We start from the raw sequence: 6,109 nt of genomic DNA, 5'->3' as shown, positions 1-6,109 counted from the left end.
GATTGCACAGGGTGTGAAGACGCTCGTGATGGGCGGGCTTGCAGTTGCAATCTTCTTCCCCTGGAATCTCTCACCACTGCTTGGGCTTACAGGCTATGTCGCCCTTGCAGTGGATGCTGCGTTCTTCTTCGCAAAGGTGATTCTCCTGATGATCGTCTCGGTTACGGTGATCAGGACAGGGCTTGCAAGGTTTCGAATTACCCATGTCGTCACCCTCTTCTGGGTATGGCTTGGATTGGCCGGGCTCTTTGGCCTTTCGCTTGTGATCCTTGATTCGGTGCTGAGGGGGGTCTTCTAAATGGCACTTCCGATGATCCGGGAGATCTTCGCACAGGTCTTTAAGATACCCGCGACAAACCCCTTCCCGGCACGGTTCCTCCCGCCATCAGTAACCGAGTTTCTGAAGAAGGTGGGTGCGGGCGAAGCCACAATCAACCCCCCGGTTGCGACACCCCCAAATTTCCGCGGCAAGATCGTCTATGACCGGGACGGCTGTATCGGATGCAATCTCTGTATACGGGTCTGCCCGGCACATGCAATCGAGTTCATCCCTGAGACGAAACGGATCAGGATTTATGTGGCACAGTGCATCTTCTGTTCACAGTGTAATGACATCTGCCCAAAAGGCGTCCTCACCATGAGCCCGGAGTTTCTGCTCGCAACCGAGGACCGGTTTGCCGAAAGCCAGATTGTGGAATAAGGAAGATTATTCCTCCAGAATCCATTTTTTATTAGTCATTTCTCTTTTATCACTGGGAAACCAGATGTCTCCTATCTGCTGGCATCCGTGATCATGAAATCCGGCAGGGCGTCTCTATGATCAATAGCTATTTGATTTGAGAACACAAGGATAGAATAATGAAAATCAATTGCCTTATTGAGAAAGACGAGGATGGCTACTACTATGCCTCGATCCCATCGCTGCCAGGTTGCTTTACTCAGGCAAAGACCTATGAGGAGTTATTAAGGCGGCTTGATGAAGCGATATCACTCTACCTCGAAGTGAATGAATGCCCCGAGCCAGACGAGATACGGGAGTTTGTGGGGGTTCAGGCCATTGAAATTAACTCCTGTTAAAGCCGGGAGAGTTATAAAATTGCTCGAGGAAACAGGCTTTTCATGTGTCAGGCAGAAGGGGAGCCATATCATTATGAATCACCCGGATGGTAGAACTATTGTCATACCGGACCATCAGGGAGAAGAATTGGGAAGGGGTATCCTTAGATCAATTATTCGCCAGGCAGGACTCACACGAGAAGAGTTTATTCAAATGTTGTCAAAATAGCTTTATTCCTGCTTTTCCATCTATACCTTAACGAGTTTTCAAAGCCTCTCCAGAGAGGCATACTCTCCTTTTTTCAGTACGTTAATGAGCGCCTCAGCTGCATTCTGTACAGCAGGCGAGAGCCCTTCGCCCATCTCGATGGTTTCCGGCTGGATCCCTATGAAGAGGATCTCAGGAATGTCAGATGACAGGTAGTGAATGAGGTGGGAGAGCGGCAGCATATGGGTGCCGATGCTCGTATCATCGATCTGATCGGGAGGGATGATCCTGATACTGCCTGCGGGAAGACCCATCTCCGCAGCATCCACTATAATAAGAATTTCCGGCTTTTCACGCCGGATTGGAGCCGTGAAGTTCTCTGGTGCCGTTCCGCCATGAAATGCTCTCATTCCATCTGAAGAGAAGCATTTTGGAGAGAAACTATCGGCTATCCAACAACCGACACCATCATCTGAGAGAAGCGTGTTTCCAACTCCAAGGAGGATCATCATTGTAGATAGATCTCCTCCTCAGACTACATCAACCTGCTTTTTTCAGCAGGAAGAGAAGCAGGCTACTCAGGAGAGGATCCGGAATGGGAAGAGAACAGCCCCTCTTCAGGGAAGAAACCAAACTCCGGACGATATCCTTGTCTGAGGAATAAACGGATGGCTGCCTGCCGCTCATTCTCATCCTGAGTATCAAGACTCCCAATTGACGCATTTACTCCCATTTCAGGCTCACATCCAGGATTATCATTTCCTTTTCATCTATCACAAACATTGTAGTGCTCCGGCAACAGATCGCGAAGCAAGTGGACAGGTACCCATGATGATCCTTCCAGCTCACCACCTGTTGCATGTACTCTCTTCTCTCTTTTGGTCCACATGAGTGAATCCCAAAGATTGTGAGGAAGAGAGAGCAAATTCCAAACAGTGTTAGCTTTTTCCTAAAGAACCGTGATTCCAGAGAGAACAAGTATGAGTATCGCAGCTGAATTTTTATGTGAAAAAGGCTACAGAAGGAACAAACCATGCCGCGAGTATGGAGAGAAGTACACTATCAAGGATTAAATGAGGCCCTTTTCAACTCCTCGAAGCACCTATGCTGCGCGTATTCCAATTCAGTGAGTATATAGAAATAAAAACCAATTTTGAGAGTCATTTAAAGGTCATTCTCCGATTAAAAGAAAAAGTGTACGATAACTTCATAATCTGATATGCAAACGAAGTGATTGTCCCAGATGATGATGGGGGGAGGTGAAATATCCTCATGGCATACGAAGCACCGGCTAAGAAGGGTAAGGAAGCAGCTGTTGAGAACAAGTCAAAAGACAAGAAGGGAGGCAGGAAATAATCCTTCCCTTCATCTCTTTTTTGATAATTACATTTTTTAACGATATTTGAATATAGAGAGAAGAGTAGTTCATTGTATCATTTTTCAAAAGGTTCCTCGGAGAGAATGTACCTGGCAGTACCAGAAGAAATGAATACAAAAGTGATGCGCCGACCGGGACTCGAACCCGGGTTTAGGCGTTGGCAACGCCTAGTGATAACCACTACACTATCGGCGCACTTCGGACATCTCTGCCCTGCGACCTTACTTTATAGGAATTGTCCGTATTTATTCATATCGATCTTTCCTCGATTGGTGGTTATTCACAGACCTGACGAATGACAGGATCGATCCGATGACCATGCAATGAGAGATCAGACGATTGAGTAGAACAAATAGCATCGCCTCTGAAATATCGTCATCTTAATAGGAAAGCACCACTAACCTTGAAGAAATGATCCCCCTGATCATCGACTTCAGCAGGAAGAAAGTCGTCATCTTTGGCGGAGGTTCGGTATCTGCCAGAAAAGCACGTTATTTTCTGGATGAAGCAGATCTCACCATTATCAGCAGAAGCTTCACGGATGCTCTTACCCAACTTCCGGTGAGGCGGATTATTGCCGATACAGGGGCTTTGAGCAACAAGGAAATACACTCATATATTGATGGTGCATTTCTGGTCATTGCTGCACTCTCAGAGAGAGAAGAGAATAACCGCATCGGTATGCTGGCTGCCCGGGCAGGAATCCTCTTCAACAACGCAGATGGAGATATGGGGGATGTGATCATCCCCTCGATCGTCCGTGGCCGCCACCTGATAGCCGGATTCTCAACCGGGGGCGAAAGCCCGGCAGTCAGCAGGCATCTGAGGGAACATTTCGAGGAGATAACACCTGAAATTGATGCGATGATCGATCTTCAGCAGATACTCCGTGATGCCCTGAAGAGAATGGATCTGACACAGGGAGAGAGAGCCAGGCGGCTGACAGCAGCAATCCGGGATCCGGCGATACGGAAAGGAATGCTTGACGACAGAGAGAGAACAATTGAGATTGCGATGTCGAGGTATTGCCATGAATGAGGGGCTCCTGGCTCCAATCGCTATTGCAGGGCTTGATCACCATACGGCAACCCAGAACGAACTTGAGGCATTCAGATTTCCTGACGATGAGGACTTTATCAGGCAGGCACGCTCCCGGTATAAAGGTGTCCTCCTCCTCCAGACATGTAACCGTGTTGAGGTACTTGTGCAGGGAGATCCTGACGATCTCGCCCGTTTTATGCAGAGTATCGGAAAAAACAGGTTTACCATCCATCACGGCCTTGGCGCCCTCCGACACCTCCTCGGACTTGCTGCTGGCATCAATTCCATGATAGTCGGTGAAGACCAGATCCTTGGCCAGATGCGCCAGGCTCTCCTCACTTCAACCGAATATGGGGGGAACAGCCAGATCATTGATATCTGCATCAATACGGCGATCCATTTCGGTGTGACAGTCAGACAGAAGACGATGATCAACCGTGGATCGGTCTCTATCGGATCGGCTGCTGTCCGGCTAGCAGAAGATCTTCTGGGCACATTGAAGAAACGGCATATCCTTGTTGTTGGTACCGGTGAGATGGGCAGGCTTGTTACAAAAGCCCTTCAGGAGAAGGACTTAACAGCAATTTATGTAACAAACCGGACATATGAGCGGGCGGTTGAACTGGCTGAAGAGATCGGTGGCAAAGCAGTCACTTTCAAGGATCTCTTTCCATTCATCCTGCTCTCGGATGTGGTCATCTCATGTACAGCAGCACCCCACCCGGTAATACGTCACGACGAACTTGAAAAAGCAATGCAGGGGAGAACCTGGCCCCTTGATACCGTGCCAAAGCCTCTGGTCGTCGTTGATATCGCCCAACCCCGTGATACCGAGGATTCAATAAGGGAGATCCCCGGTGTCCATCTGTACACAATTGATGACCTGAGATCAATATCCGATGAAAATCTTGCTGCACGACAGAGCGAGGCAGATACAATCCGTTCACTCATAGAAGCAGAAATTGGAACATTCATCCACAGGATCAACCGGGCAGCTGCAAACGACACCATCGCCACCCTCCATACCTGGGCTGAAGCGATCAGGATCAGGGAACGGGACAAGGCAATTAACCGGCTTGGTCCGGCAGATCAAAAAACAATTCAGATCGTTGATGATCTCACACGTGTACTGACCGGTAAGATACTTGCCGATGCTACAATGGCAATCAGGGTAAGTGCAGAACAATGCGATCTGGATACAGCAGGGATGATCGTTGATGCAATAACAAAAGGTGAGAAGATATGTTTCCGGAAACACGATTAAGAAGACTGAGAACGCGCCGAATCCAGCCATTGGTGAGGGAGACACAGGTATTGACAACCGATCTCATTGCACCGCTTTTTATTGATGAAACACTCCGTGAGCCCTCTCCGATTAGCTCAATGCCCGGCCAGTTCCGCTTCCCTCCTGATGGCATCGCGGATGTCGTCCGGCGCCTGTATGATACGGGAATCAGAGGTGTGCTCCTCTTTGGAATTCCAAAAACAAAAGACCCCATCGGTTCATCAGCATATGCAGAGGCTGGAGTGATACAGAACGCGGTGAGATCGATTCGATCGAAGGTTCCAGATATGATGATCATCACCGATGTCTGCGCATGCGAGTACACCGATCATGGTCACTGCGGGATTCTGACAGATGATGGTTTGGATCTCGATAATGACCGATCGCTTGCATTGATGGCAAAAATTGCGATCAGCCATGCAGAGGCAGGAGCCGACAGCGTTGCACCCTCCTGTATGCTTGACGGCCAGGTGAAAGCAATCAGAGAAGCACTTGATGCCAAAGGGTTCTTTGGAACCCCCATCCTCTCCTATTCGACAAAATTCTCCAGTGCCCTCTATGGGCCATTCCGTGAAGCTGCTGACTCCTGTTATACCTGCGGTGATCGGACCACCTACCAGATGGATCCGGCAAATGCACGGGAGGCACTCAGGGAATCCAGAATAGATTCTGAGGAGGGGGCGGATATGCTGATGGTCAAGCCTGCCGGGTTGTATCTTGACATCCTCAAAGAGATACGATCTCTTGGCCTCCCGGTTGCGGCATATCAGGTGAGCGGCGAGTATGCAATGATAAAAGCAGCCGCTATGAATGGATGGATTGATGAAAAAAAGGTTGTACTTGAATCCCTGACCTGCATTAAGAGGGCAGGGGCGGATTTAATCATAACGTATTTTGCAGAAGATGCTGCGAGGTGGTTAGATGAGAAGTGAAGCACTATTTAAAAAAGCAGAAAAGCTCCTCCCGGGAGGGGTAAGCAGCCCTGTCAGGGCGATCAAGCCATACCCATTCTATACGAAATCAGGAAAAGGCGGACGAATCATAACAGAAGACGATAGAGAACTCATAGACTGCTGCCTTGGGTATGGTCCCCTGATCCTTGGACACGCACATGATACAATAAAAGATGCCATTCAGAAGC

The 6,109-nt window shown here is 48.8% G+C and carries 8 protein-coding genes, 1 tRNA gene and 2 pseudogenes; 8 read left to right on the top strand and 3 right to left on the bottom strand.

What is annotated here, in order from left to right; all coding sequences use genetic code 11:
- From QCH34_RS05045 to QCH34_RS05030, 4 genes and pseudogenes are all read left to right on the top strand, one after another.
- Positions 1–298 (top strand): annotated as a pseudogene (locus QCH34_RS05045) (NADH-quinone oxidoreductase subunit H); the annotation flags it as partial.
- Complete coding sequence (locus tag QCH34_RS05040) at positions 299–700, top strand: 4Fe-4S dicluster domain-containing protein (protein WP_300331109.1); 402 nt, start codon at positions 299–301, stop codon at positions 698–700.
- Positions 701–858: 158 nt separating this feature from the next.
- A complete protein-coding gene (locus QCH34_RS05035) occupies positions 859–1,077 on the top strand; it encodes a type II toxin-antitoxin system HicB family antitoxin (protein ID WP_300331106.1) in 219 nt (72 codons plus the stop codon).
- Positions 1,007–1,285 carry a type II toxin-antitoxin system HicA family toxin gene (locus QCH34_RS05030; protein ID WP_300331103.1) on the top strand — a complete coding sequence of 93 codons (279 nt, stop codon included), beginning with the start codon at positions 1,007–1,009 and terminating at the stop codon, positions 1,283–1,285. The genes QCH34_RS05035 and QCH34_RS05030 overlap by 71 nt, the downstream gene beginning before the upstream one ends.
- Before the next feature lie 38 nt (positions 1,286–1,323).
- On the opposite strand, the gene hycI is transcribed toward QCH34_RS05030, so the two are convergent.
- The 3 genes from hycI to QCH34_RS05015 all read right to left on the bottom strand — a co-directional run bounded on the left by hycI (position 1,324) and on the right by QCH34_RS05015 (position 2,837).
- The gene (gene hycI / locus QCH34_RS05025) at positions 1,324–1,776 is read right to left on the bottom strand and encodes a hydrogenase maturation peptidase HycI (RefSeq protein ID WP_300331100.1); all 453 of its coding nucleotides are present in this window, start codon (positions 1,774–1,776) and stop codon (positions 1,324–1,326) included.
- Positions 1,777–1,838: 62 nt separating this feature from the next.
- Positions 1,839–1,997 (bottom strand): hypothetical protein, encoded by a 159-nt coding sequence (locus QCH34_RS05020; protein WP_300331097.1) that lies wholly within the window; start codon positions 1,995–1,997, stop codon positions 1,839–1,841.
- 768 nt (positions 1,998–2,765) lie between these two features.
- Positions 2,766–2,837, bottom strand: a tRNA-Gly gene (locus QCH34_RS05015).
- Positions 2,838–3,053: 216 nt separating this feature from the next.
- On the opposite strand from QCH34_RS05015, the gene QCH34_RS05010 reads away from it, so the two are divergent.
- From QCH34_RS05010 to QCH34_RS04995, 4 genes and pseudogenes are all read left to right on the top strand, one after another.
- On the top strand, positions 3,054–3,680 hold the full coding sequence (locus QCH34_RS05010; RefSeq protein ID WP_300331094.1) for a bifunctional precorrin-2 dehydrogenase/sirohydrochlorin ferrochelatase: 627 nt from the start codon (positions 3,054–3,056) through the stop codon (positions 3,678–3,680).
- Positions 3,673–4,947, top strand: a complete 1,275-nt coding sequence (gene hemA, locus QCH34_RS05005; protein ID WP_300331091.1) for a glutamyl-tRNA reductase — start codon at positions 3,673–3,675, stop codon at positions 4,945–4,947. Before QCH34_RS05010 ends, hemA begins: the two co-directional genes overlap by 8 nt.
- A complete protein-coding gene (hemB, locus tag QCH34_RS05000) occupies positions 4,926–5,900 on the top strand; it encodes a porphobilinogen synthase (RefSeq protein ID WP_300331086.1) in 975 nt (324 codons plus the stop codon). Before hemA ends, hemB begins: the two co-directional genes overlap by 22 nt.
- Positions 5,890–6,109, top strand: a pseudogene (locus QCH34_RS04995) (aspartate aminotransferase family protein); the annotation flags it as partial. The gene hemB and the pseudogene QCH34_RS04995, both read left to right, overlap by 11 nt.

The sequence above is a fragment of the Methanocalculus sp. genome (assembly GCF_029762515.1).
Lineage (GTDB): Archaea > Halobacteriota > Methanomicrobia > Methanomicrobiales > Methanocorpusculaceae > Methanocalculus.
The sequence above is the reverse complement of the archived record's forward strand: the minus strand, read 5'-3'. Positions and strand labels throughout refer to the sequence as shown.